The following is a 25,063-nucleotide window of genomic DNA, read 5'->3' as shown; positions in this document are numbered from 1 at the left end:
CGTGCATATCGGCCCGGCAACCGTGGGCGAAAGCTATCTTCGCGGCGATACGATCATTGCGGCGGCGCTGGCCACGGGGGCGCAGGCGATTCACCCCGGCTATGGGTTCTTGTCGGAAAACCCTGATTTCGTCGATGCTGTTACCAAGGCCGGGCTGGTGTTTATCGGCCCGCCTGCCGATGCGATCCGGGCCATGGGGTTAAAGGATGCGGCAAAGACGCTGATGGAACAGGCCGGTGTGCCTGTCGTTCCCGGGTATCACGGGGCGGGGCAGGGGGGCGATCTGTTGGCGCAAGAGGCCGAAAAGATCGGCTATCCGGTTCTGATCAAGGCCCGCGCCGGGGGCGGCGGCAAGGGAATGCGTCTGGTTGAACGGGCGCAGGATTTTGCCGCCGCGTTGGAAGGCGCACAGCGCGAGGGCGAGTCGAGCTTTGGCGATGCTGCGGTTCTGGTTGAAAAATACGTCACCAAACCACGCCATATCGAAATTCAGGTGTTTGGTGATGCCCACGGCAATGTCGTGCATTTGTTCGAAAGGGATTGTTCCCTGCAACGCCGCCACCAAAAGGTGATCGAAGAGGCCCCCGCGCCGGGCATGACCCCGGACATGCGCGATGCCATGGGCCGCGCCGCCGTTGAGGCGGCACGCGCGGTCGGCTATCAGGGGGCCGGGACGGTGGAATTCATCGTCGACGGGTCGGATGGGCTGTGCCCGGATCGGTTCTGGTTCATGGAGATGAACACGCGGTTGCAGGTTGAACATCCAGTGTCCGAGGCAATCACTGGCCTTGATTTTGTTGAACTGCAACTGCGCGTGGCGGCGGGCGAACCCTTGCCCTTTGCCCAGGATGATCTGGCGATCCATGGTCACGCGTTTGAGGCGCGCCTATACGCTGAAGATGTGCCAAAGGGTTTTTTGCCCGCCACCGGGCGGCTTGACCATCTGGCATTTCCCGAGGGCATCGCGTTTGAACGCGGGCCGGTTCGGATCGACAGCGGGGTGCGCACGGGTGACGCGATCACGCCGTATTATGACCCGATGATCGCCAAGGTGATCGTGCACGGCGATACCCGGGCGGCGGCGCTGCAACAGCTGATCGCTGCGTTGCGTGCGGCCCATGTGGCCGGAACAGTGACGAATGTGGATTTCCTGACGGCCTTGGCACGCGATCCGGGGTTTGCCACGGGCGATGTCGATACCGGGCTGATCGCCCGCAACATTGACGATCTGGTGGCACAGCCCGATCCCGATGGCACAGTCCGGGGTTTGGCGGCGTTGTCGGCCCTGGGGCTGCTGGATGTTTCGGCGGAACCGGACCCATGGCAGGCCCTGACCGGCTGGCGGGCCTGGGGTGTCGCGGCCCATGATGCGGGCCTGATCCACCGGGAAGAGGCACAGAACCTTCGGGTTGAGGTGCTGGGGCAGGGTGCCTTTGTGGTGAACGATGTGGCGCTGACCCTGCGCCGTCAGGGCGATTTCACGTTCGACATCACCCGGAATGGCCAGATCCGGCGTTTGCATCTTGTGCGCCACGGCCCCCAAATCACGGTGTTTGACGATGGCCAGACCCACCGTTTCACCGTGCCCGATCCGCTGGCCGAGGACGGCGAAGCCGGGGCGGGGGGCGATGTGGTGATCGCGCCGATGCCGGGTCTGATCAAACGCATCATGGCCGAACCGGGGCAGATGGTCGAGTTGGGCGCGCCCATGCTGGTGCTTGAGGCAATGAAGATGGAACACACCCTGACCGCGCCGCGTGCCGGACAGGTGGCCGAAGTATTGGCCGAGGTGGGCGATCAGGTGGCCGATGGCGCCATCCTGCTGCGGTTTGAGGGCGAAGATGGCTGAAACCGTCACGATTTTCGAAGTGGGGCCGCGCGACGGGTTGCAGAACGAGGCGGCGCAAATCGCAACGGCGGACAAGGTTGCGCTGGTCGATCTGCTGTCGGATTGCGGGATGCCCCGGATCGAAGTGACCAGTTTCGTCAGCCCCAAGTGGGTGCCGCAAATGGCCGATGCCGCCGAGGTGCTGGCCGCGATCCGGCGGCAGGCCGGTGTTTCCTATGCGGCGCTGACCCCGAACATGCGGGGGTTTGAAGGGGCATTGGCGGCGGGGGCCGATGAAGTGGCCGTCTTTGCCTCGGCCTCTGAGGGGTTTTCCCGGGCCAATATCAACTGTTCCATTGCAGAGAGCCTTGAGAGGTTCGCGCCGGTTTTGACGGCGGCAAAAACCGCCGGCATCCCCGTGCGCGGCTATGTGTCCTGCGTCACGGATTGCCCCTATGATGGCCCGACTCCGCCCGCGTCGGCGGCCCGGGTGGCCGGGGCGCTGCGCGAAATGGGGTGTTATGAAATCTCGCTGGGCGATACCATTGGTCAGGCTAGGCCAGAGGCCACAGACCGGATGCTTGATGCCGTGCTGAAAAACATTCCCGCCAATGCCCTTGCCGGGCATTTCCACGACACCGCCGGGCGGGCGCTGGCCAATATCGAAACGGCGCTGGCCCGGGGCGTTCGCGTGTTTGATGCGGCGGTGGGGGGCCTTGGCGGGTGCCCCTATGCGCCCGGCGCGGCGGGGAATGTTGCGACCGAACGGGTTGTCGCCCTGCTGCACGCGTTGGGGTTCGCAACCGGGGTTGACGTGGCGCGGTTGGCCACCGCCGCCGCATTCGCACGGGGGTTAAGACCATGAGCCTGTATCAGACACTGACACTGGATATAGACGCGCGCGGCGTTGCCTATGTCACCCTGAATCTGCCGGACAAGCGCAACGCGATGTCGGCGCAGATGATTACTGACCTGACCGATCTGGCCCAAACACTGGGCGCTGCCCAATCCACCCGTGCCATGGTTTTGCAAGGCGCGGGCAAGGTGTTTTGTGCCGGCGGCGATCTGACATGGATGCAGACGCAGATTGCCGCCGATCGCGCCACGCGCATGGCCGAGGCGCGGCGGCTGGCGATGATGCTGAACGCGCTGAACGAAATGCCCACCCCGCTGATTGCGCGCATTCACGGGGGGGCGTTTGGCGGTGGGGTCGGGCTGGCTTGTGTGGCGGATGTGGCGTTGGCGCAAACCGGAACACGCTTTGCGCTGACCGAAACCCGGCTGGGGCTGATTCCGGCAACGATTGGCCCTTATGTGATTGCCCGCATGGGCGAGGGGCGCGCGCGACGGGTGTTCATGTCGTCGCGGGTGTTTGACGCGACCGAGGCGCAGGAACTGGGCCTTGTCGCGCGGGTGGTGGACCCGGCGCAGATGGACAGCGCGATTGAAGCGGAAATCGCGCCCTATCTTGGCGTTGCCCCCGGCGCAGTGGGCGCGGCGAAATCCCTGGCGCGCGCCCTTGGCCCACGGATTGACGCGGCGGTGATTGATGACACCATCACCCGGCTGGCGGACATCTGGGAAGGCGCGGAAGCCGCCCACGGGATTGCCGCCTTTCTGGATCGCACCGCGCCGCCATGGGCCGCCGATTGAGCACTGCGCGCTCATACCCCCTTGCCAATCCTGCAAGTTATGCCATTCAAAGTAGACGGCATTCGTATCCGGGCAAAGACGGTGAGAGGCAAGGATGACACAACATCAAAGCTATGACGTGGTGATTATCGGCGGCGGAATCATGGGGGCATCGACCGCCTGGTTCCTGACCCAACAGCCGGATTTCGATGGCCGCATATTGGTGATAGAACGTGACCCCAGCTATGAAAACTGTTCCACCAGCCATACCAACAGTTGTATCCGACAGCAGTTTTCAACCACGATCAACGTGCAGGTTTCCCAATTCGGCGCCGAATATGTGCAGAACCTGCGCGCCCATATGGGCGGCAATCCCGATGTGCCGGATCTGAAAATCCAGAACTTTGGCTATATGTATCTGGCCAATACCCCGGCCTATGCCAAGGCCCTGCGCGCCAGTCACAAGGTGCAGGTTGCCGCCGGTGCGGGAACGCGGCTGTTGACCCCGCGCCAGATCGCCGAGGCGTTTCCGTTCTATCATCTGGATGATATTCTGCTGGCCAGCCACAACACCGTGAACGAAGGCTATTTTGACGGCAGCACGATGTTTGACTGGTGGCGCCGGGGGGCGCGGGCAAACGGTGTTGAATTCATCGCGGACGAAGTGATCGGAATGGACCTGTCCAAAGGTGGCAGCCGGGTGTTGCGGGTGCGGTTGAAATCGGGGGTGTCGGTGTCTTGCGGGCAGGTGGTAAATGCCACCGGGCCGCGCGCCGCCATCACCGCGCGCATGGCGGGCATCACTGTACCAGTCGAGCCGCGCAAACGGTTCACCTGGATTTTTCAGGCCGAAACCCCGCTTGATCGCCCCTTGCCCCTGACCATTGATCCTTCGGGCGTGCATGTGCGCCAGGAAGGCACGCAATATTACATGGCCGGCGCGCACAGCGATGATGACCCGGCGGTTGATCCTGATGATTTCGACATGGATCTGGACCTGTGGCAAGATCACGTCTGGCCCACGCTGGCCACCCGGATTCCCCGGTTCGAAGCCCTGCGCGTGATCCGCGAATGGGTGGGGCATTACGCCTGGAACCGGTTCGATCACAACGCCGTTGTCGGCCCGCACCCCGAAGTTTGGAATTTCCTGTTCATCAACGGATTTTCCGGCCACGGGCTACAGCAATCCCCGGCCATGGGGCGGGGAACCGCCGAAATGCTGGTGCATGGGGCGTATCAAACCCTTGACCTCAGCCCTTTTCACTTTGGTCGGATTGTGCGCAACGCACCTTTCGTGGAAAAGGCTGTGATCTGATTTTTGCGAAACACGGAAAGGCCACGATATGAAAAAACTTGTACTGACCGGCGCTGCGGGGCGGCTTGGATCGTATCTGCGCGAACCGCTTTTGGCGATGTGCGACACACTGGTTTCGACCGACATCGTCGAGGACATTGGCAAGCTGTATGATGGTGAAACCTATGTGCAGGCCGATCTGGCCGATCTGGACGCCATGATCGCAGTGACCGAGGGCGCCGATATGGTGGTGCATTTCGGTGCCATCGTGGACGAGGCGCCGTTTGACCAACTGCTGGGGCCAAACTTTATCGGGGCCTATAACGTCTGGGAAGCGGCCCATCGCAACGGACTGCGCCGGGTGGTTTATGCCAGTTCGATTCACGCGGTGGGCATGCACCCGAAAACCGATTTCATCGGCATTGATGCGCCCCACCGGCCCGACACCTTTTATGGTCTGGCCAAATGTTTCGCCGAAGATCTGGGCCGGATGTATTGGGAAAAGCGCCAGCTTGAATCGGTCTGCATGCGCATCCTGTCCTGTGCCAATGTCGGCAATCCCCGCGCCGTGGGAAGCTGGCTGTCCTATGATGATCTGATCCAACTGGTGACGCGGGCGGTTGATACGCCGGTGACCGGGTTCAGCATCATTTACGGGGTGTCCAACAATGACCGCGCGCCGGTCGACAATTCCGGCGCGGCGCATCTGGGCTATCGGCCCAAGGACAACGCCGAAGAATTCGCCGCCAAGGTGTTTGCCGAGGCGGGGCCGCTTGACCCGAACGATCCGGGCAACATGTGCCATGGCGGCCCCTTTGCGGCGGTCGATCTGGGCAACAGCGGGCTGGCCAACATGAACATCATCGACGACCGCAAAAAGACCTAATACGCCGGTTTCAAAGGGAACCAGCCGGGCGCCGCCGGATCGAGGTAAGCCCCCTCGATCCGGTCCACCTTGAACCGGTCGATCATGGCGCTGTCCGGCGTCACCCCAAGGCCGGGGGCGGTGGGCAGATCGAATCCACCGTCTGTCAGGGGCAGGGTGTCGGGGGCGATGTCCCCGGCCAGATAGGCGCGCTCTGTATCTATGGCCAGTGTCATGTTCGGGATCGCGGCGGCCAGGTGAACATAGGCGGCCTGTGACGGTGCCAGTTCGGCCCCCGAATGCAGCCCCACGGCAATGCCTGCCGCCTCGCAGATCGCGGCGGCCTTGATCACCTGCCACAACCCGCCCGCCTGATGGGGATCAAGCAGCACATAATCGGCGGCGCGGGCGGTCACGATATTGCCCACGTCCTGAAGGGTATAGGCGCTTTCATCCAGCGCGATCGGCACCGGTTGCGATTGGCACAGGGCGGCGTGGCCGGTCAGATCGTCCAGCTCCAGCGGTTGTTCCACATAGGCCGGGTCGCTGGGCAACAGACGCTGAAGCTGGCGCTTTGCCCGCCCCGGTGTCCAGGCGCCATTCACATCAAGGCGCAGAGGGTGGTGGCCAATCCGGGCGCGCGCCGCTTCGGCCAGCGCGATGTCGCTTTCGGGGTCAAACCCGATCTTGACCTTGAAACTGGTATATCCGGCATCCAGAAACCGCCCCAGCCTGTCGGCCAGCGCGTCAGGATCGCGGGTAAAGGTATAGGCCGCCGCCGCGACCCGCTGCCGAAAGGCGCCACCCCACAGGGCATACAGCGGCTGACCGGCGATCTTGCCAAAAGCATCCCACATGGCCATTTCCAGCGCCGCGATGGCCATGACCGCGGCGCGTTTGTGGTGGTAATATCCGGCGCCCAGAATGTTGCGGTACAGCCGCTCGGCGTCGCTGACGGCATAGCCAAGGCCGATCTTTGCCACCACTTCGTCAAACACCGCCGGAACCGTGTCGATCAGGCACAGGGTTTCGCCCCAGCCCACATGGCCGCTGTCGGTTTCGATCCGGCAGATCAGCCGTGTGGTGCCGATGCGTTTGCCCGATCCCCATGCGATGGTTTCGCTGAACGGCACCCGCACAAGGGTGCGGTCGATGCGTGTGATCTTCATTGTGGCTCCAATCTTCGGTTGACTTGGAACTAAGTTTCAAAATATGCAGAGGTCAAGGAAATTCAGCAGAAAGACCCGATATCTTGGCACAGGATACAATCGAAACCGTCGATGCAGGCACCAGTCAGCCCGGAATGCAGGCCCTGGTGCGGGGGCTGCGGGTGCTGGATTTCATCGCCGAATCGCCAAAGCCGGTGCGCTTTACCGCGCTGTTGGATGCCACCGGCCTGCCCAAGGGAACGTTGCACCGGATTTTGCACACCCTGATTGACGAACGGTATCTGCAACTGATGCCGATCGATCAATCCTACAAGCTCGGCTCGCGGCCCTTTCAACTGGCCCATCGGGTGTGGGATCAGTTCGACCTGCGCGGTGCCGCCGACCCCGAACTGTCGCGCCTCGCATCCCTTGCCCAAGAGGCGGTGCGCCTTGGCACTCTGGACGGTGACACTGTGCTTTATATCGACCAGCGCGATCCGGCCCGTCAGGTGCGCATCGGCAATGGCATCGGGGCGCGCACCGCCATTCATGCCTCGGCCATGGGCAAGGCGATCGCCGCCCATTTGCCCGAAACCGAACGCCGCGCGCTGATTTCCGAAGGCCAGCTTCAGGCCTTTACGGATCAGACGATCGTGTCGCACGGCGATCTGCACCAGCAGTTGAACATCATCAAGGCGCGCGGCTATTCGATTTCCATCGGCGAACAGCATGACGACATCAGCGCCGTCGCCGCCCCCATTCTGGATCATCGCGCCCGGCCCATCGGGGCCATCGGCATTGTCGGGCCAAGTTACCGGTTGTCGCCGGAACAGCTGCACGCGCTGGGGCGCGATGTCATCGAAGCAGGGCGGCGGATTGCCGGCAACGTAGGAGAATTGGCCATGTCGATCTCGGTTCAGTCGCGACCCCTGGGGGTGAGCAGCGATGAGGTGCGCTATGCCGTCCCGGGCGAGGATTTTCTGGGCGAAGGCCCGTTCTGGTCACCCGACGACGGGCGGCTGCACTGGGTTGATATTCTGGCCCCCGCTGTCATTTCCGCCGATCCCGATACGGGCGAACGCACGTCCTGCGCCATGCCCGAACTGATCGGGGTGGCGGTGCCAAAGGCCAGCGGCGGCTATGTCTGTGCCACCGAAACCGGGGTGAAAACCCTGTCGCCCGATGGTCAGATCGCCACCCTGTGCGACCCGGAACGCGAAATTCCGGGCAACCGGTTCAACGACGGGAAATGCGATGCGCTGGGGCGGTTCTGGGTGGGTAGCCTTGCGATCAACACCGAACCGGACAAGGGCCGTTTGTGGCGGATCGACCCGGACGGCACGGCGGTGTGCATGATCAAGGGCGTTCACATTTCCAACGGTCTGGGCTGGAGCCCGGACAACACCACGTTCTATTTCACCGACAGCGGCAAGCGGCTGATCTGGGCCTATGATTTTGATCTTGGCGCCGGAACCCTTGGCGAACGGCGCATATTTGCGCGCTTTGATGACGAACAGGGCGTGCCCGACGGGTTGTGCGTGGATGCCGAAGGCGGCGTCTGGGTTGCCATCTGGGACGGGTGGAAAATGCGCCGCTATCACCCCGATGGCCGCATCGACCGCGATGTCGCCTTGCCGGTGCCCCGCCCGACCAGTTGCTGTTTCGGGGGGCGGATATGAAAACGCTGTTCATCACCACCGCGCGGATCCGGCTGTCGGCCCAACAACTGAGCGACGCGCCCATGTCAGGCAGTGTTCTGGCGATCCGCACCGATGTGGCGGGGCGGCAGGAAACGATATTTGCCGGCTGACGGCGCAGAAAGGAACGAAAGCATGGCAGATCTGCAAATCGAAGGCCTGAGCAAGAAGTATGGCGAGGTCGAAGTCCTGCGCGATATTGATCTTGAGGTGGCGGATGGTGAATTCGTGGTCTTTGTCGGGCCGTCGGGCTGTGGCAAATCCACGCTGTTGCGGATGATCTGCGGGCTGGATGATGTGACCTCGGGGCGCCTGATGCTGGGGGGCGAAATCATCAACGACGTGCCGTCCTCAAAGCGGGGCATTGCGATGGTGTTTCAATCCTACGCGCTTTATCCGCATATGAGCGTGGCGGGGAATATGGGCTATGCCCTGAAACTGGCCGGGACGCCAAAGGATGACATCGCGCGCCGGGTGCAGGGCGCGGCGGATATCCTGAAAATCGGCCCGCTGCTGGATCGCAAGCCACGGCAGCTTTCGGGCGGGCAACGCCAGAGGGTTGCCATCGGGCGGGCCATTGTGCGCGAACCCGATGTGTTTCTGTTTGATGAACCGCTCAGCAATCTTGACGCCGCCCTGCGGGTCGACATGCGGATGGAGTTCGCCCGGCTGAAAGACCGGCTTGGCACCACAATGATCTATGTCACCCACGATCAGGTCGAGGCGATGACCCTGGCCGACAAGATCGTCGTCATGCACGATGGCCGGATTGAACAGGTGGGCAGCCCGATCGATCTTTATACCCATCCGATCAACCGGTTTGTGGCCGGGTTTATCGGATCGCCCAAGATGAATTTCCTTGGGGTGCGTCACAACGGCGGCGCGCTGGTGCTGGAGGCGGGGCGGCTGAGCCTGCCCCATGTGCCGGGCGATCTGGCCGAGATCGGCGTGCGCCCCGAACATCTGCGCCTTGGCGATGATGGGGATGGGGTGCTGAGCGGCGTGGTTGTGGCGACCGAACACCTTGGCTCTGACACCTTCGCCCTGCTTGATATGGCCGGAAGCGAGCGGGTCGTGATGGTGCGCATCCCCGGCGAGCGGCGTTTGCCCCATGGTGAGGCGGTATCGGTGACGTTTGATGCCGCAGCGGTGCATGGGTTCGATACGGCGGGGCGGGCCTTGGCCCTTGATCGCCAAAAGGCGGATGCCGCATGATGCTGGAACAATCGGACCATCCTGAACTGTCGCCCGTCGACATCGACGCCGCGCAATACCCGAGCTTGCGGGGCCGGTCGGTTCTGATCACCGGTGGCGGATCGGGAATCGGGATGTATCTGGTCGCGGCGTTCTGCGAACAGGGTGCGCGGGTGGCGTTTGTTGACAACAACACCGAGGCCGGTGAACGGGTGGCGGGGCTGTTGACCGATGCCACGGGCAACGCGCCCATGTTCCTTGCCGCTAATCTGACCGATATCGCCGCCCTGCGCGGCGCGGTGGCGAAAGCGGCCAAGGCCCACGGTCCGGCTCAGGTGTTGGTGAACAATGCCGGCAACGATGACCGGCTGCCGATCGAGGATGTAACGCCGGACTATTGGGATCAGCGGTTCAATGTGAACCTGCGCCACCATTTCTTTGCCGCCCAGGCGGTGCTGGGCGATATGGCGCCGGGGGCGTCGATCGTGAATATGGGGTCGAATTCCTGGATGCAGGGGGCGGCGGGCCTGATTTGTTATACCACGGCGAAATCGGCGGTGCAGGGCCTGACCCGATCCATGGCGCGCGAGGTGGGCGCGCGGGGTATCCGGGTTAATTCCATCGCGCCGGGCTGGATTCTGACCGAACGGCAGGTCAGCCGGGCCAAGGCGATCTATCAGGGCAAGTTTGACGATTATCTGGCGCGTCAGTGTCTGAAAGAATTCCTGTTGCCCCCCGATGTGGCGCGGATGGCGCTGTTTCTGGCCGCCGATGACAGCCGGATGATCGCGGGCCAGACCTTTATCGTCGATGGCGGCGTGGTGTGAGCGCGCCGAACATCCTGTTTCTGATGCCCGATCAGTTGCGGCCCGATTTTCTGGGCTGTTACGGTGCGGATTTTCTGCAAACCCCGGCGATTGACGGGCTGGCGGCCCATGGCACCCGGTGGGAGGTGGCAATTTCGCCGTCCCCGATCTGTGTTCCCGCCCGCGCCTCGATGCTGAGCGGGCAAGAGGCCCACGCCACCGGCGTGATCGACAATCTGTCATGGTTGCGCCCCGATCACGCCGCGATGGGGGTGCAAAGCTGGCCCGCGCTGTTGGCGCGGGCAGGGTATCGCACAGCGGCCATCGGCAAGATGCATTTCTATCCGTGGGACATTTGCGAAGGGTTCGATGAACGGATCATCGCCGAGGACAAGCGGCACATCCACATCGCCGACGATTACCACGATGCCCTTGCCGCGCGTGGATTTGCCCGGCGCCACGGGCGCGACATGGCGGGCTATCGCGAAAACGGCGGGGCGGGGGTGAATGACCTGCCTGACGATCTTCAGGTGGATCGCTGGGTTGCCAATCGTGCGGCGGAATGGATCGCCGGGCTTGCGGGGGATGCGCCCTTTGCGGCGATGGTTGGCTTTCCCGGCCCCCATTGCCCCTATGATCCGCCCGCCGCGGCGCTGGCACGGATCGACCGGGCGCGCCTGCCCGGGGCGCTGCCGATGACCGCAGAAAGCGCAACCCACGTTGACGCCTGCGTTGCGTCGTACCGGCGGGACTGGGCGGATCTTGACTATTCCACCCTGAATGCCGGTCAGATCGCCACGATGCGACAGCATTACGCCGCATTGGTTGAACGGCTGGATCGTGATGTTGCCACCATTCTGACCGCCCTGAAAGACAGCGGACGGTTGGACAATACCATTGTCGTCTTTGCCTCGGATCACGGGGATTATCTGGGCGATTTCGGGCTGGTGGGCAAAACGTTTTTCCACGACCCCAGCATCCGGGTGCCGCTGATCGTGACGGATTTCCGTGCGCCGCCCTTGGGCGATTGTCAGCCCGGGCCGGTGTCGCTGATTGATCTTTATCCCAGCTTTCTGGCCTGGGCCGGGGTGGCGGTGCCGTCTGCGGCGCAGGGCATCGCCCTCGGCGAACCGGTGACGGACCGGGTGATTTGCGGCGTGACGGCCCAGGGGATGATGGCGCGGGATGTGCGGTGGAAACTGGTGCGTTACGCCAATGGCAGAGAGGCGCTTTATGATCTGGCGAACGATCCGGGGGAACAGCGCGATGTTCTGGCCGAACAGCCCGGTGAACGGGCGCGGCTGGATCATGCGCTGACCCGCAGCCTGTTGGATGGGTTGCGCGCCGGGCATGGCGACAAACGGGTGCCAGAGGCGCAATCGCCGCCCGATCACGGGTTTTACCAACGGGGCTGGAGACGGCCCTATCCACAGACAAGCGCGTTTTGAAACTTTGTTCCAAAACTCTTGCAATGCTGCGGATTGTACCGTACCGATATGTTGGAACGAAGTTTCATTTCTGGGAGGACACGATGAAGCATACCCTTAAACTGACCCTTGCCTGCGCAACCGCAATTTCCCTGGCCATGCCCGCCATGGCCGATGAGGTTGATTTCATGACCTGGACCTATACCGAGGATTCGGGAAAGGCCGCCATCGAGGGCCTGGTGGACGGGTTTGCTGCGCAGTCCGACAACACGGTCAAACCCATCGGCTATGCCTGGGGTGACATGATCAAGAACACCTTTCTGCGGGCGCGCACCAACACCCTGCCGGACATTTCGCAGGTGCAGGGGCGGCTGTTGCCCACGGTGGCCAATATCGACGGAATCGTCGATCTGAACGGTGTGTTCGGCAAGGACAAGCTTGAGGCGATGTTCCCCCCGGGGTTCCTGGCCATGGGGCAGGTCGGCGGCAAACAGGTGGCGCTGCCGTTCATTGCCGGCACCATCGGCATGGTCGCCAACCAAAAGGTTCTGGATGCCGCCGGGGTGACGAGCCTGCCCAGGACCGTGGATGAATTCCACGACGCGCTGATCAAGGTGCGGGATGCGGTGCCGAATTCGGTGCCATATGGGCTGGCCACCAAGAACAACGCCTCGATCCTGCTGGATTATCTGGTCTGGGTCTGGACATTTGGCGGCGACGTTCTGGTGGATGGCCATCCGGCGGTGAACACCCCCGAGGCCGTGGCCGCGCTGGATTTCATGGTCGGGCTGGTCAAGGATCGCCTGTCCGCCCCCGAAATGGACCGCCCCGATGCGCGCCGCCTGTTCGGACAGGAAGCGACCGCGTTCTATTTTGACGCCCCCAGCGCCAAGAAATTCGCCGCCGATTTTTCGGGGCAGGGCGATGCCTATACGGTGAACGTCGTGCCGATGCCGACCCCGGTTCTGAAAGAGGGCAACGAACCCACCTCGATACAGTGGGGTCATGTGTTGGCCATGTTTGGTGACGAAAACGCCAACCCCGACAGCGCGGCGTCGGAATTCCTGATGTATGTCCTGTCCGATGACGTGATCGTGCCCTATGCCCTGGCCAGCGGCGCGATCCCGCCCACCACGACCGGATCGAACAGCGAAGCGGTTCAGAACGACCCATATCTTTCGGCATGGTCGGCGGCGGCTGTGGCGCCCCGGCGCAACACCATCGCATCGCTGGATAACGGATCGCAGGTGAATGACATCATCGGCGAAGAAGTGCAGGCGGCGCTGCTGGGGCAGAAAACCGCGCAGGATGCGGCAGATGCCATGCAGGCCCGTCTGGAAGATGCGATCGACGGCTGATCGCCTTTGGCCCCGGCGCCGCGCCGGGGCCTGACCACCCACGCCCCTGATTTCGACCAAGGATTGATCTGATGGCACTTCACGGCTGTTTTCCGATGCGCAAAAACGTCGCCGCCCCGCAACCCGGGCGGTCGGCATGAGCGATCTTGCACGCCCGGAACCACGGGTTTCGCCCCATGCCCGGCGGGGCGGGATCAAGGCCGGGGAAAACCGGTTCGGCATCCTGATCCTGATGCCTGCGCTGATCGCGTTCGGGGTGGTTGTGCTGTTTCCGTTTCTCGATGCGCTGCGGCTGTCGTTTTACGAATTCACCATCCAGATGATGGAGCCGAAATTCACCGGGCTGGACAATTTCCGCGCCATCCTGAGCGATCCGACGATCATCGGATCGTTTGTGACCACGCTGATTTTCGTGTCGCTGACCACGTTCTTTTCCCTGGCCATCGGGCTGGGCTGGGCGTTGATTTTGAACCATCCGTTTCCGGGGCAGGCGGCCATTCGCGGGCTTTCGCTGTTGCCATGGGTGATGCCCGCGGTGGTGGCCGCGTTTCTGTGGGGGTGGATTTTCAACTCCCGTTACGGGCTGATAAATTCTCTGGCGCTGGATATGGGGCTGATCGAATATCCGGTGGCCTATCTGTCGACCAACGCCGGGGCCATGGCGGCGGTTGTGATCACCAAGACCTGGCTGTCGGTGCCGCTGTTCATGGCGTTCTTCATTGCCGGGTTGCAGAACCTTGACCGCGAACAGATCGAGGCGGCGCGGGTCGATGGCGCGGGCAACTTTCATGTGCTGAAAGACCACGTTCTGCCCCATCTGCGGCCGGTTCTGATGGTCACGATCGTTCTGGGCATCATCGGCAACCTGCAACATTTCGATACCATCTGGGCGCTGACCGGCGGCGGGCCGGTACGGGCCACCACGGTTTTGTCGATCGAAGTGTACCGCCGCGCGTTTGAACAGTGGGATATCGGCATGGCCGCCACGGTTGGCGTTGTCTGGGTCGCGACAATCCTGCCGCCGGCCTATTTCTATCTGCGCCAACTGATGCTGAGGGCTGAATGATGCTCGATCTTTCCTCGACCAAGGCCCGGTTCGGGTTTGCCTTCTTTGCGCTGCTGATCGGGTTCTTCCTGTTCTTTCCGGTGTATTGGCTGATTATCTCATCGTTCAAACCCAATGCCGAACTGTACCTGACCCGCCCGACGCTGTTTCCCGAAACTTTCACGCTCGATCATTTTCGCCGCGCATTGTTTGAGGGCGGGTTGCTGTTGCAACTGGGCAATACGCTGTTTGTGTCGCTCTGTTCGGCGGCGCTGAATGCGACGCTGGCCTGTTATGCCGGGTATTCCTTTGCCAAATACCGGTATTTCGGCCGCAAGCCGATCATGCTGTTCATGCTGAGCGCACAGATGTTTCCCTTTGGGCTGTTGCTGATCACGCTTTATCCGACCCTGACAAGCTGGGGCCTGCTGGATACGCGGGGTGGGCTGATCCTGTCCTATGTGGTCTTTGCGCTGCCGGTGGCGACCTATATGATCTATAGCTATTTCAGCCAGATCCCGAACGAGCTGATCGAGGCGGCCCGGGCCGACGGGGCCGGGGATCTGCGGATCTTCCACACCATCGTTCTGCCGATCTCGGTCGCGCCGGTGGTGACGGTGTTCCTCTATTCCTTCATGTGGAGCTGGAACGATCTGCTGTATTCGCTCACTCTGATTGTAAGCGAGGACAAGCGCACCGTCGGGCCGGGGCTTTTGCTCAGCTATCTCAATGACAGCAAGGCCGACTGGGGCGGCGCGATGGCGGGGTCATTGCTCGCCTCGCTGCCGGTGATCGTCGGGTTCGTCATGCTGCAACGATTCTTTATCCAAGGTGTAACGGCAGGAGCGGTGAAATGAATTTGCGTGGGGTTTTTCCGGTGGTGCCGACACCCTTTGACGGTGCGGGCGCTGTCGATGGCGCGGGGTTCGACCGGGTGGTTGATTTCGTGGTCGCGGCGGGGGCCGATGGCTGTGTCTATCCCGGGGTCGCCTCTGAGGTGGATACCCTGAGCGACGATGAACGCGCGGCGCAGGTTGCGCGTCTGGGCGCGCGGCTGGCGGGGCGTATTCCCTTTGTGGTGGGCGCCAGCGCCCCGACCCCCGAGGCGGTGCTGCACCATATCCGCATCGGTGCGGCGGCGGGTGCGGCGGTGGCCATGGTGATTGCGCCCGGGGCCATCGGGCGCGATGCCGCCGCGCAGACAGCGTTTTTCGCTGCCATCGCCAAGGACAGCCCCCTGCCGATCATGTTGCAAAATCAGCCGGTGCCGGTTGGCGCGGGTCTGAGCGCCGAAATGGTGGCTGAAATTGCCGGGGCGGTGCCGAACCTGCGATATGTGAAGGAAGAAACCCTGCCGTGCGGGCAAAACCTGACCCTGATCCGGGCGGCTTGCGGCGATGCGATTGACGGTGTGTTCGGCGGGGCAGGGGGGCGGTATATCACCGACGAACTGGCGCGCGGATCGCTGGGCACCATGCCGGCGGCGGAATTCACCGATCTGCATGTGCGCCTGTTCCGCGCCTGGGACAGGGGCGATACCGCCGAGGCCCGGCGCCTGTTCATGGTAGCCCTTCCGGCGCTGAACCATCAGGCGGTGTTTCGGATGCACATGACCAAGGAAACCCTGCGCCGTCGCGGTGTGCTGACCGGCACCCATGTGCGCGGCAAGGGGCCGGTGCCCGACGCGGGGGACCGGGGCGAACTGGCGGCGCTGCTGGATCTGCTGGCGCCGGAATTTCAAACCTTTCCGATCACCGCAGCACAGGCCGCAGAATAGATGAAAGACCACAGCATGACCAACCGGCTTGACGCCATCGCCCGGATCGAAACCTTCATTATCGATGTCCCGCGCGCCGTGCCATACCTTGGCCCCCTGCGCGACGGCGAGGCGGTGAACGACAAGGGTTATCTGGTGCGCAAGGGCAACCGGTCGATCTATCCCGCGTCGGATCTGAGCGTAATCATCAAGATCACCGGTGAATCGGGCCATGTGGGATGGGGCGAAACCTATGGCATCGCGGCCCCCGAGGCGGTGACGGCGATCATCGACAATCTGCTGGCGCCGGTGATGCTGGGCCGTGACCCGTCGGATGCGGCGGTGATCCATGACGATCTTTACGATCTCATGCGCGTGCGCGGGTTTTTCGGCGGGTATTACGTGGATGCCCTGGCCGGTCTCGATATCGCCTGCTGGGATCTTTACGGTCAGGTGACGGGCCTGTCGGTCAGTCAGCTTTTGGGCGGGCGGCGGCACGACACCCTGCCGGCCTATGTGTCGGGCCTGCCCCGCGCGACCCTGCAAGAGCGGTGCGATATGGCCGTTGAATGGGTTGCCAAGGGGTTTCGCGGCATCAAATTTGCCGCTGCCGTATCGGACGAAGGCATCGTTCAGGAAATGGCCGCCCTGCGCGAGGCGGTGGGCGATGACATTGACCTGATGGTTGATCTGCACTGGAAATTCGAAGCAAGCGAAGCCATCCGCCTGATCCGGCGGCTGGAGCCCTATAACCTCTATTTCGCCGAGGCCCCCTGCCAGCCCGAAGATCTGGAAGGGCAGGCGCGGGTGGCGCGGGGGATTGGCGTGCCTCTGGCCCTGGGCGAAGAATGGCGCACCACCTATGAATACCGCCCCCGGTTCGAGGCCCGCGCCATGGGCCTGATCCAGCCCGAAATCGGCCACACCGGGATCACCGAATTCGCCCGGATCGGGGTGATGGCCCAGGCGTTTCATGTGCGGGTGATCCCCCATGCATCAATTTCCCTGGGGCTGTTCATGGCGGCATCCCTGATGGCGACGGCGGCGCAGGGGCGGGTGCCCTATCACGAATATCAGCATTCGATCTTTGACCGGAACCTGACCTTTACCGATGGCGCCATGGGCTGTGCCAATGGCCATTATACCTTGCCCACGGGGCCGGGTATCGGGGTGCGGCCCAACGAAAAGATGTTCGATTATATCCGAAAGGCCTGAGCGATGGCACATGCGTGGCAGGGGATCTATCCCATACTTTATGCCTTTTGGGATGATTCCGGCGCGCTGGATCGCGCCGCGATGGCGCGACAGGTCGATCATTGCATCGCCGCCGGGTGCCATGGCATCGCGGTGCTGGGGCTGGTAAGCGAAGTTCACAAGATGGACATCAACGAACGCCTGCATCTGGTCGAAATGGTCGGTGATCTGATCGGCGGACGGGTGCCCTATGCGGTGACTGTGGGCGAACCTTCGATCCCGGGGCAGGTGGGTTTTGCCCGCGCGGCGGCCCGCGCCGGGGCCGATTGGGTGATCCTGCAACCCCCGGCGATCAAGGGCACGTCACAGGCTGATCTGATCCGCTTTTTTGGTGCGGTGGCCGATGCGGTTGATGTAGATGTGGCGGTGCAGAACAATCCGGTCAATCTGGAGGTGTCCCTGTCGGTGGACGGGCTGACGGCGCTGAACCGGCAACACCCCAATATCCGCCTGCTCAAGGGCGAGGGGTTCTCCGTCGATATTGCCCGGGTGATTGACGCCTCTGGCGGGGCGTACCGGGTGTTCGGCGGCCACGGCGGAATCGAGTTTCCGGCGCTGCTGCGCTCGGGCGGGGCCGGGTTGATTCCGGCGCCTGATTTTCTGGCGCCCCAGGTTGAAATGTTCAACCTTTGGCAACACGGCACACCCGCGGCCCTGGCCCGGGCCGAAGACATTCACCGTGCGCTGTTGCCCGCCATCGTGTTCATGTCGCGCAGCGTTCCGGCGATGTTATGCTATGGCAAGCGGCTGTTCGCACGGCAGGCCGGAATTGCCCCGGGGGCCGACCGCGCCCCGGCCCTGCAACCAACACCGTTTGGCCTGTCGGAACTTGACCGGTTTGCGGATGAGATCGCGGCGATTGCCAGCGCCTGACGTTCAGTCCAGCACCCGTTGGGGATCATTCGTCGTCGGCACCTGACGCGCCCAATCACCATAAGCGCCGGTGGTGGCGCGGTGGTGCAGATCGCTCAGGGCGCCGATAGGATCGGATTCGTGGTGATCGACCCGCAGGGTCAGGGGCGGGTGATCGGGGTGCAGCACCAACAGCGCGGCCGACAACAATCCCCGGCTGTCACTGCCCGCCCGTTCCGCGCCCCGCAACGCGGTAATCAACCGGCTGTCAAACGGCCCTGTTGCGGCCTGAAATGCCCGGATCATCGCGGCGATGACCCCGGTGTTGGCCAGCATGTTGCCCGCCGCGACACCTGTTTCAAACACCGCACTGGCGATTTCGGGCGTGTTTGCGGTGCCGTCGAATGCGGCGCCGCCCCCCGCCGGATCAAGCGCGGCAAGCTGGCGATGGGCGCGGCCTGTATCGGCGCCGGTGATCCGGGCCACGGCAGTGCCGGCGTTGGCCCCCGCCTGCATCGCGTGCAACACATCTTCGCCCCAAAAGGTTGACGGCGCCGCGCCCTGACTGGCCGACATCCCGGCCCCCAGGCGCCCGCGCAACACCCACCCCCCGACACAAAGGCTCCCGGTGGCGGCGGCGCCACCGATGGCACCTGTTTCGGGATCGCGCGCAAGAATCGAAAAGGTCATAGCCTGTCCCTGAAATATTCACGTTCCAATTATCATGAAAAATTGACCGATGCAATTTATCATGATAATTTTACCCCAGAAGCCAACCTGGGAGAGCAACAGATGAACCTTTTCAATTGGACGCGGCGGGGCGTTCTGGCGGGCGCTTTTGCGCTTACGGCCATGCCCTTTGGCGCTGTCGCGCAGACGCCCGAAGGCGTGCTGATCGTCGGGCAGATTGCCGAACCGAAATCGCTTGATCCGGCGGCGGTGACGGCGGTGAACGATTTCCGCATTCTTGTTAATCTTTACGAAGGTTTGGTGCGTTACAAACCCGGCACGCTGGAGGTTGAACCACAACTGGCAAAAGGATGGGAAATCAACGACGACGGCACCGAATACACCTTTACCCTGCGCGATGGCGTGACCTTTCATGACGGCACCCCCTTCAACGCCGAGGCGGTGAAGTTCAACTTTGACCGGATGCTGGACGAATCGCATCCGTTTCATGACACCGGGCCATTCCCACTGGCGTTCTTTTTCAGCGCGGTGGAAAAAACCGAGGCTGTCGATGATCTGACGGTGAAATTCACCCTGAACGAACCCTATGCGCCGTTCCTGTCAAACCTTGCCTATCCCACGGGCCTGTTGGTGTCGCCCGCTGCGGTCAAGGCGAATGGCGCTGATTTTGGCCGCAACCCGGTGGGCACCGGCCCGTTCAAATTCGCCGAATGGCGCAGCAATGAGGCCGTGGTGATCGAGCGTTACGCCGATTACTGGGGCAATCCGGCAGGCACACAGGCGGTTGTGTTCCGCCCGATCACCGATGCCAACACGCGGGTGGCGGAAATGCTGGCGGGCGGCATCGACATGATGGTCGAAGTTCCGCCCACCGCCCTGGGCCAGTTTCAGGGCGATGGCTTCAACGTGGTCGAACAGGCGGGACCGCACGTCTGGTTCCTGATCCTGAACGCGAAAGAGGGGCCGTTTGCCGATAAACGTGTCCGGCAGGCCGCCAATTACGCGATCAACAAAGAGGCGATCGTCAACGACGTGTTGGAAGGCACCGCCGCCGTGGCCGCAGGGCCGACACCACCGGCCTTTGCCTGGGCCTATGACAAATCGCTGGAGCCGTATCCCTATGACCCCGCACGCGCCAAGGAATTGCTGGCCGAAGCGGGCGCCGAAGGGGCCGAGCTGACATTCTATGTCACCGAGGGCGGGTCCGGTATGTTGGACCCGATCGCCATGGGCACCGCGATTCAGGCCGATCTGGCCGCGGTCGGGCTGAAGGTGAACATCGAAACCTATGAGTGGAACACGTTCCTTGGCGAAGTGAACCCGGGGCTGGAGGGCAAGGCCGACATGGCCGAAATGGCCTGGATGACCAACGATCCCGACACGCTGCCCTATCTCACCCTGCGCACCGATGCCTGGCCCGACAAGGGCGGCTTCAACTCGGGCTATTATTCCAACCCCGAGGTGGACGCCCTGCTGGAAGAGGCCCGCACCGCCACCGATCAGGGCAAGCGCGCCGAACTTTATCGCAAGATGCAGGACATCGTGCAGGACGACGCGCCATGGGTATTTGTCGCCAACTGGAAACAGAACGCGGTGACAAGCGACCGGGTGCAGAATTTCAGCCTTGAACCCTCGTTCCTGCTGCAACTGGCGGATGTTGTGAAAAACTGAAACGGTTGGGGGCGGCGCGCCGCCCCCGCCCACACCGGGGGAAACCATGGGCCGCTATATCCTGAAACGTCTGATCTCGGCCATTCCGGTTCTGTTGGGGATCACAATCATCGTGTTCCTGATCATGGCGATGATCCCGGGCGATCCGGCAACGGCCATTCTGGGCAGCTATGCCACCCCGGAAAACGTGGCCAAACTGAACCGTGATCTGGGGTTGGATCAACCGCTGATACAGCGTTATTTCATCTGGCTGGGCAATATGCTCACCGGGGATTTCGGGCGGTCGTTTTCCCTCAACCGCCCCGCGCTGGATGAGATCACCGAGCGGTTCAGCGCCACGCTCGTTCTGGCCGGAACCAGTTTCATCCTCTGTTCGATCCTTGGCATTCTGGCGGGGGTCATTTCCGCCGCGCGCCAATATGGCCTGGCCGACAAGGCGATCACCTTTGTGGTGCTGATCGGCATTTCGGTGCCGTCGTTCTTTCTGGGCATGATGATGATCCTGCTGTTCGCGGTCAAACTGCGCTGGCTGCCGGTGTCGGGGATGTATGCGATTTATGGCGGCGGCGATCTGGTGGATTTGCTGAAACATCTGGCCATGCCCGCCCTTGCGCTGGCGGCTGTGGCAACGGGGGTGATTGCGCGCCTGTCACGCTCGGCCATGCTGGAGGTGCTGCGTCAGGATTACATCCGCACCGCCCGCGCCAAAGGTGTGCCGGAACGGCGGGTGCTGATGGGCCATGCCCTGCGCGCGGCCATGGTCAGCATCATTCCGGTGCTGGGCATTCAGGCCGGGTTTGTCCTGTCGGGCGCGGTCTATATCGAAATGGTGTTTCAATGGCCCGGGGTGGGGCGGATGCTGGTCGATGCGATTTTGAAACGTGACATCATTCTGGTGCAGGGGGGCGTGGTGTTTGTCGCGGGTTGTTACGTGCTGTTCAACATCGCGGTGGACGTGGCGCAAAGCCTGCTGGACCCGAGGATCAAGACGTGAGCGCCTTTCTGCGCCTGCTGTTCCGCAATCGCCTTGCCGCCCTAGGCGCCGTGGTTCTGGGCGCGATTCTGTTGCTGGTTCTGGCGATCCCGCTGTTGCCCCTGCCTGACCCGGATGTGATTGCCACCGCCGACAGGTTTCAGCCACCGTTCAGCGCGGGGCATCTTTTGGGCACCGATCATCTGGGCCGTGATCTGTTGTCACGGCTGCTTTATGGCACGCGCCTGTCATTGGCGGTGGGGGTGGTTGCGGCACTGGGGGCGGCGACCATCGGGTCGGCCATCGGGATCATCGCCGGATATTTCGGCGGGCGCACCGACAATATCATCATGCGCGGAGTCGATATGTTGATGGCCTTTCCCTATATCCTGCTGGCGCTGGCCATCGTTGCGGCCCTTGGCCCCGGGTTGCTGAACGCGCTGATCGCCGTGGCGGCGGTGAACATTCCGTTCTTTGCCCGCAACATTCGCGGCATCACGGCGGGTCTTGCGGGACGTGAATTTGTTGATGCGGCGCGGCTGGCTGGAATGGGCCACACCCGGATCATCCTGCAAGAGTTGTTTCCAAATGTCCTGCCGGTGATCGTGATCGCCATGTCCACCACCGTGGGCTGGATGATCCTTGAAACCGCTGGCCTGTCGTTTCTGGGTTTGGGGAGCCAGCCGCCACAGGCCGATCTGGGGTCAATGCTGGGCGAGGCGCGGGCGGCGCTGATTTCGGCGCCCCATACATCGCTGGTGCCGGGGCTGATGATTTTCCTGATTGTGATGAGTGTAAATCTGTTGGGCGACGGCATCCGTGATGCGCTGGACCCGCGCCTGAAATCCGGCGCCCTGTCCCGCCCCCTCGCGACGACGCGGGTGGAACGGGCCGGTGCGGTGCCCCCCGCCACCGACGATCTGCTGGCGATTCAGGAGCTTGAGACACAGTTTCACGTTGGCAAACGGGTGTACCGCGCGGTGAACAGGGTGTCACTGGCAGTGAAGCCCGGCGAATGCCTTGGGGTGATCGGGGAAAGTGGCTCTGGCAAATCGGTGACGGCGCTTTCGGTGATGGGCCTCGTGTCATCGCCTCCCGGTGTGATCACCGGCGGTGCTGTGCGGCTGAGCGGTGAGGATCTGCTGGGTGCGAAATACGAAACCCTGCGCCGGTTCCGGGGCGAAAAGGTGGCCTATATTTTCCAGGATCCGCTGGCCACGCTGCACCCGCTGTACAAGATCGGGCACCAACTGGCCGAGGCAATTCAGGTGCATCACAAGATCGCCGATAAAGACGCCCGCGCCCGGGCGCTGGACCTGCTGCAATCGGTGCGGATGCCGAACGCGCAAAGCCGGCTTGATAACTACCCCCATGAAATGTCGGGCGGAATGCGCCAGCGCGTAGGCATTGCCATGGCCCTTGCCAATGACCCCGAGGTGATTATCGCGGACGAACCCACAACCGCGCTGGATGTGACGGTGCAGGCGCAAATCCTTGCGCTGCTCGATGATCTGCGGCGCGAACGGGGGTTGGCCATTGTGTTTATCACCCATGATTTTGGCGTGGTGGCGCAATTATGTGACCGGGTGGCGGTGATGTATGCGGGCCAGATCGTGGAAGAGGGGCCAACCGCTGCGGTGCTGGAGGCTCCCGCCCACCCCTATACCAAACGCCTGATTGCCTGTGTGCCGGAACTGGGCGGCGGGCAGCGTGAACTGGCCGCGATTGCGGGCCTGCCGCCGGTGGTGGATAACCTGCCCGAGGGTTGCGCTTTTGCGCCCCGGTGCGACAAGGCGCGCGCTGAATGCAGGCGCGGTGCTGTGGCACTGGCCGGGCAGGCCCCCCGCGCCGTGCGCTGTCTGTTCCCCGAGGAGGAGGTCGCATGAGCGCGCTGAACGTGACCGATCTGTCAAAAACCTTTGCCTTGCCGCGCCGCCTGTTTGGCCCCGCCCGCCCCGGCGTGCGCGCCGTGCGCCCCGTGACGTTTCAGGTGGAAACCGGCGAAACCCTTGGCATCGTGGGGGAATCCGGCTGTGGCAAATCCACCCTTGCACGGATGCTGGTGGGATTGTTGGAGCCGACCACGGGCCAGATCGAAATCGCGGGCAAGGCGTTGGATAACGCCGATCCGGCGGTGTTCGGGCGGTTGATCCAATATGTGTTTCAAGATCCGATCAGCAGCCTGAACCCCCGCAAGACCATTCGCCAGATCATGGAAACACCCCTGAAACGGCTGTATGGCATGGACAAGGCGGCGCGGGGTGAACGGATTGCCGAAATCTTTGCCAGCGTGAACCTGCGCGAGGAATTCCTTGATCGCTACCCCCACGAATTTTCCGGCGGACAGGCGCAACGCATCGGCATCGCCCGCGCCCTTGCCGCCAGCCCACGGATTATCGTGCTGGATGAACCTGTATCGGCGCTGGATGTATCGGTGCAGGCGCAGGTTCTTAACCTGATGGGCCGGTTGCGCGCTGACTTTGACCTGACCTATCTGTTCATCAGTCACGATCTGGCCGTGGTCGAGGCGGTAAGCGACCGGGTGGTCGTGTTGTATTTCGGCGCGGTGGTGGAAATTGGCAGTGCAAAGACGATTTTCAGCGCGCCCAAACACCCCTATACGAAACTTCTGGCCGACAGTGCGCCCGTGGTGGGCCGCCCCCTGCGCGCGCCGGAACAGAAAGGGAGCGAGCTTCCCGATCCGTTGAACCCGCCGCCGGGGTGTGCCTTTGCCGGGCGCTGCCCCCGCGCTACCGAAATTTGCCGCACCGATGACCCGGCGCTGCGCCAGATGCAAGAGGATCAGTTTGCCGCCTGCCACCACCCCATCGAATAGCGAGGTAAAACTCAGCCGCCCGGTTCGGGTGGCCGAGGCGATCAAATCATGGGTCGTGGACGAGGGGCTGCGCCCGGGCGACAGGTTGCCGGGTGAAACCGAGCTGATCGCGCGCTTCGCCATGTCAAAGGGCACGATACGCGAGGCGATGCGCATTCTTGAGGCGCAGGGATTGATCAAAACCCGCACCGGCCCCGGCGGCGGCAGTTTCGTACACGAGGTGTCGCGCCAGCGGGCCAGGGCGCTTTTGGGCAATTATTTTTACTTCAAGGATCTGACGATCGGCGATATTTACCAGTTGCGTCTGGCGCTGGAACCGGCGCTGGTCACGGCCCTTGCTGGCACCCTTTCGGACGAGGTGATCGCCCAGCTTGAGGCAAACACCGCCCGCTATGACCGGCCTGCCCGCACCCTTGATGAAGAACGCGAACAACATGTGGCCTCTCTGCGGTTTCACGCCATTCTGGCGGCGCAATCGGACAATCCGCTGCTTAGTTTCATGATTGATTTCATGGTGAACATGCTGTCGGACCTGACCGTGCACCGCGAACTGTATGTCCCGCCCAACCCCGAACTTTGGGCGCGGGGGCGCGATTATCAGACGCGGCTTGTTGCGGCGCTGCGCGAGGGGGATGGCGGTGCTGCGCGGGCGATCATGACCGCCCATATGGAAACCGCCTGGGCGCTGATGCGTGGGCAAGAGGTGGAAATGCAGCGGCGGTTTATCTCGGAATAGG

At 62.7% G+C, this 25,063-nt stretch carries 23 protein-coding genes; 21 read left to right on the top strand and 2 right to left on the bottom strand.

The window, feature by feature from the left end; genetic code table 11:
- The 5 genes from AC0L7P_RS21865 to AC0L7P_RS21845 all read left to right on the top strand — a co-directional run.
- The coding region (locus tag AC0L7P_RS21865; RefSeq protein WP_473436219.1) for an acetyl/propionyl/methylcrotonyl-CoA carboxylase subunit alpha at positions 1 to 1,849 on the top strand (1,849 nt) is incomplete at its 5' end.
- Positions 1,842 to 2,693, top strand: coding sequence for a hydroxymethylglutaryl-CoA lyase (locus tag AC0L7P_RS21860; RefSeq protein WP_473436218.1), 852 nt, complete (start codon positions 1,842 to 1,844; stop codon positions 2,691 to 2,693). The genes AC0L7P_RS21865 and AC0L7P_RS21860, both read left to right, overlap by 8 nt.
- A gap of 2 nt (positions 2,694 to 2,695) precedes the next feature.
- On the top strand, positions 2,696 to 3,481 hold the full coding sequence (locus AC0L7P_RS21855) for a crotonase/enoyl-CoA hydratase family protein (protein ID WP_473436244.1): 786 nt from the start codon (positions 2,696 to 2,698) through the stop codon (positions 3,479 to 3,481).
- Positions 3,482 to 3,575: 94 nt separating this feature from the next.
- Positions 3,576 to 4,775, top strand: coding sequence for an NAD(P)/FAD-dependent oxidoreductase (locus AC0L7P_RS21850; RefSeq protein ID WP_473436217.1), 1,200 nt, complete (start codon positions 3,576 to 3,578; stop codon positions 4,773 to 4,775).
- Between the two features lie 28 nt (positions 4,776 to 4,803).
- Positions 4,804 to 5,640, top strand: coding sequence for an NAD-dependent epimerase/dehydratase family protein (locus AC0L7P_RS21845; protein WP_473436216.1), 837 nt, complete (start codon positions 4,804 to 4,806; stop codon positions 5,638 to 5,640).
- Here AC0L7P_RS21845 and AC0L7P_RS21840 read toward each other — a convergent pair.
- Positions 5,637 to 6,788, bottom strand: a complete 1,152-nt coding sequence (locus tag AC0L7P_RS21840) for a mandelate racemase/muconate lactonizing enzyme family protein (RefSeq protein ID WP_473436215.1) — start codon at positions 6,786 to 6,788, stop codon at positions 5,637 to 5,639. The genes AC0L7P_RS21845 and AC0L7P_RS21840 overlap by 4 nt on opposite strands.
- Positions 6,789 to 6,871: 83 nt before the next feature.
- Here AC0L7P_RS21840 and AC0L7P_RS21835 point away from each other — a divergent pair, with 83 nt between their 5' ends.
- The 11 genes from AC0L7P_RS21835 (at position 6,872) to AC0L7P_RS21785 (ending at position 18,177) form a co-directional block, all read left to right on the top strand.
- The gene (locus tag AC0L7P_RS21835; protein ID WP_473436214.1) at positions 6,872 to 8,446 is read left to right on the top strand and encodes an SMP-30/gluconolactonase/LRE family protein; all 1,575 of its coding nucleotides are present in this window, start codon (positions 6,872 to 6,874) and stop codon (positions 8,444 to 8,446) included.
- Positions 8,443 to 8,577 carry a hypothetical protein gene (locus AC0L7P_RS21830; RefSeq protein WP_473436213.1) on the top strand — a complete coding sequence of 45 codons (135 nt, stop codon included), beginning with the start codon at positions 8,443 to 8,445 and terminating at the stop codon, positions 8,575 to 8,577. Before AC0L7P_RS21835 ends, AC0L7P_RS21830 begins: the two co-directional genes overlap by 4 nt.
- 22 nt (positions 8,578 to 8,599) lie before the next feature.
- Positions 8,600 to 9,679, top strand: a complete 1,080-nt coding sequence (locus AC0L7P_RS21825; RefSeq protein WP_473436212.1) for an ABC transporter ATP-binding protein — start codon at positions 8,600 to 8,602, stop codon at positions 9,677 to 9,679.
- Complete coding sequence (locus tag AC0L7P_RS21820) at positions 9,679 to 10,485, top strand: SDR family NAD(P)-dependent oxidoreductase (RefSeq protein ID WP_473436243.1); 807 nt, start codon at positions 9,679 to 9,681, stop codon at positions 10,483 to 10,485. Before AC0L7P_RS21825 ends, AC0L7P_RS21820 begins: the two co-directional genes overlap by 1 nt.
- Positions 10,482 to 11,912, top strand: coding sequence for a sulfatase family protein (locus tag AC0L7P_RS21815; RefSeq protein ID WP_473436211.1), 1,431 nt, complete (start codon positions 10,482 to 10,484; stop codon positions 11,910 to 11,912). The genes AC0L7P_RS21820 and AC0L7P_RS21815 overlap by 4 nt, the downstream gene beginning before the upstream one ends.
- Before the next feature lie 83 nt (positions 11,913 to 11,995).
- A complete protein-coding gene (locus AC0L7P_RS21810) occupies positions 11,996 to 13,249 on the top strand; it encodes an extracellular solute-binding protein (RefSeq protein WP_473436210.1) in 1,254 nt (417 codons plus the stop codon).
- Between the two features lie 136 nt (positions 13,250 to 13,385).
- On the top strand, positions 13,386 to 14,315 hold the full coding sequence (locus tag AC0L7P_RS21805; RefSeq protein ID WP_473436209.1) for a carbohydrate ABC transporter permease: 930 nt from the start codon (positions 13,386 to 13,388) through the stop codon (positions 14,313 to 14,315).
- Positions 14,312 to 15,151, top strand: coding sequence for a carbohydrate ABC transporter permease (locus AC0L7P_RS21800; protein ID WP_473436208.1), 840 nt, complete (start codon positions 14,312 to 14,314; stop codon positions 15,149 to 15,151). The genes AC0L7P_RS21805 and AC0L7P_RS21800 overlap by 4 nt, the downstream gene beginning before the upstream one ends.
- Positions 15,148 to 16,071, top strand: coding sequence for a dihydrodipicolinate synthase family protein (locus tag AC0L7P_RS21795; protein ID WP_473436207.1), 924 nt, complete (start codon positions 15,148 to 15,150; stop codon positions 16,069 to 16,071). The genes AC0L7P_RS21800 and AC0L7P_RS21795 overlap by 4 nt, the downstream gene beginning before the upstream one ends.
- A gap of 15 nt (positions 16,072 to 16,086) precedes the next feature.
- The gene (locus AC0L7P_RS21790; RefSeq protein WP_473436206.1) at positions 16,087 to 17,265 is read left to right on the top strand and encodes a mandelate racemase/muconate lactonizing enzyme family protein; all 1,179 of its coding nucleotides are present in this window, start codon (positions 16,087 to 16,089) and stop codon (positions 17,263 to 17,265) included.
- 3 nt (positions 17,266 to 17,268) lie between these two features.
- Positions 17,269 to 18,177: a dihydrodipicolinate synthase family protein gene (locus tag AC0L7P_RS21785; protein ID WP_473436205.1), complete on the top strand. Its 909-nt coding sequence runs from the start codon at positions 17,269 to 17,271 to the stop codon at positions 18,175 to 18,177.
- Positions 18,178 to 18,180: 3 nt separating this feature from the next.
- Here AC0L7P_RS21785 and AC0L7P_RS21780 read toward each other — a convergent pair whose 3' ends face one another.
- Positions 18,181 to 18,846 carry a DUF1028 domain-containing protein gene (locus tag AC0L7P_RS21780; protein WP_473436204.1) on the bottom strand — a complete coding sequence of 222 codons (666 nt, stop codon included), beginning with the start codon at positions 18,844 to 18,846 and terminating at the stop codon, positions 18,181 to 18,183.
- 102 nt (positions 18,847 to 18,948) lie between these two features.
- Here AC0L7P_RS21780 and AC0L7P_RS21775 point away from each other — a divergent pair, with 102 nt between their 5' ends.
- Genes AC0L7P_RS21775 through AC0L7P_RS21755 form a run of 5 tightly spaced genes read left to right on the top strand, consistent with a single transcriptional unit; the run spans position 18,949 to position 25,062 of the window.
- On the top strand, positions 18,949 to 20,517 hold the full coding sequence (locus AC0L7P_RS21775) for an ABC transporter substrate-binding protein (protein ID WP_473436203.1): 1,569 nt from the start codon (positions 18,949 to 18,951) through the stop codon (positions 20,515 to 20,517).
- A gap of 46 nt (positions 20,518 to 20,563) precedes the next feature.
- Entirely contained in the window at positions 20,564 to 21,511 is a 948-nt protein-coding gene (locus AC0L7P_RS21770) for an ABC transporter permease (protein ID WP_473436202.1), read from the top strand.
- A complete protein-coding gene (locus tag AC0L7P_RS21765) occupies positions 21,508 to 23,376 on the top strand; it encodes a dipeptide/oligopeptide/nickel ABC transporter permease/ATP-binding protein (protein WP_473436201.1) in 1,869 nt (622 codons plus the stop codon). Before AC0L7P_RS21770 ends, AC0L7P_RS21765 begins: the two co-directional genes overlap by 4 nt.
- Positions 23,373 to 24,326 (top strand): ABC transporter ATP-binding protein, encoded by a 954-nt coding sequence (locus AC0L7P_RS21760; RefSeq protein ID WP_473436200.1) that lies wholly within the window; start codon positions 23,373 to 23,375, stop codon positions 24,324 to 24,326. The genes AC0L7P_RS21765 and AC0L7P_RS21760 overlap by 4 nt, the downstream gene beginning before the upstream one ends.
- On the top strand, positions 24,298 to 25,062 hold the full coding sequence (locus AC0L7P_RS21755; protein ID WP_473436199.1) for a FadR/GntR family transcriptional regulator: 765 nt from the start codon (positions 24,298 to 24,300) through the stop codon (positions 25,060 to 25,062). Before AC0L7P_RS21760 ends, AC0L7P_RS21755 begins: the two co-directional genes overlap by 29 nt.
- Position 25,063 lies beyond the last annotated feature (1 nt).

The organism is Oceaniglobus sp. K40-3, assembly GCF_055808395.1.
The sequence above is the reverse complement of the archived record's forward strand: the minus strand, read 5'-3'. Positions and strand labels throughout refer to the sequence as shown.